This is a genomic window from Arthrobacter sp. CP30, from assembly GCF_053470025.1.
On the sequence record NZ_JBQEMM010000029.1, the window covers coordinates 1 to 1,016 of the forward strand.

The window sequence follows — 1,016 nt, forward strand, 5'->3', positions numbered from 1 at the left end:
AGTTCTGCCAGCGCCGCATCACGCTCTCGGCAATACGCTGCGGCAATGCGATCGAGGGCGGCGATCGAACGGACCTGCGCAGCGATGCGGAGATTGAGTTCAATGATATCCGCGCGGTAGACGTCGTTCAATTCCTGGACGACGGTATTGTGGGTGCTCTTGAGCATGAACATTCGTCATCTCCGGTATTGCGGCGCCTGCCACGTCGGCGCCGATGGGGATCTGGACTGGTGCCGCATAGGTACGACCCGAGGGCGCGGCCAGGCGTCCCGGGGGATCAGCGAAAGAAGCCGCCAGCGATCAGAATGAAGAGCCAGAGCGTTGCGCGGGACAACGCGCTGAAACCGCTATATTTGCGAGGCTCCCCTTTGTTTTCTCCAGCTGTCTCGACCATCGGCTTGCCGTGGAGGGCCGATTGGTAAATGAACTGGAGAAAAATCAGCGCAGCCATGGCCCATTGCGGCCAGCCCCAATGTGCTGTGAAATCCATCACTCGCCTCCCTTGAGTGCCGCGATACGGTTCATGGCGTGCTGGCGCAGCGCATCGGCATCCTCCTCGCTCAGCAGCGGAGCGAGCGCCGTCACCCGGCTGTTCACGTCCGGCACCAGTTCGGCGGCGTCGATTTCGGCTTTGGCGGATTCGAGGGTAGTGGATTCTCCGCGATCAGTTGCCGCGTGATCCGGAAGTGCGAACGGATCGTCCGCACCCAATAGTTCGGCCGTCCGCTTGTCGTATGCGTCCGAAACTCGCTGATGCAGAATGGCATTGCTCGCCTCGAGCTTGGCCATTGCGCGCTCGCCGCTTGCCTGCACTGCGGCAAGGCGCTCCAAGGAGGAAGCACCCTGGACAAAGCCGATATGATCGGCAGTCCATCTTTCGGCCGCATCGGAATTGGAGTACTGCGAAGTGCCGCTACGCCCCTGAGCGCCCTGCAACACCTTGACTTGGTGCGGAGCACGTTTGCCCTTCGTCGCAGTCAACGACATCACCATGTCGCGCTCGATATGGCTCATGT

Annotated in this window: 2 protein-coding genes; both read right to left on the reverse strand. The window is 61.0% G+C overall.

Going from position 1 to position 1,016, the window contains the following annotated elements; translation table 11 throughout:
- Nucleotides 1-277 precede the first annotated feature (277 nt).
- A complete protein-coding gene (locus tag ACTIMO_RS17145; RefSeq protein WP_345850147.1) occupies nt 278-490 on the reverse strand; it encodes a hypothetical protein in 213 nt (70 codons plus the stop codon).
- On the reverse strand, nt 490-1,016 hold a 527-nt coding region (locus tag ACTIMO_RS17150), incomplete at its 5' end, for a hypothetical protein (RefSeq protein WP_448183204.1). The genes ACTIMO_RS17150 and ACTIMO_RS17145, both read right to left, overlap by 1 nt.

Excerpts from the sequence above, each read along its gene's own strand:
- ACTIMO_RS17145 (WP_345850147.1), bottom strand. The coding sequence starts at position 490 with ATGGATTTCACAGCACATTGGGGCTGGCCGCAATGGGCCATGGCTGCG.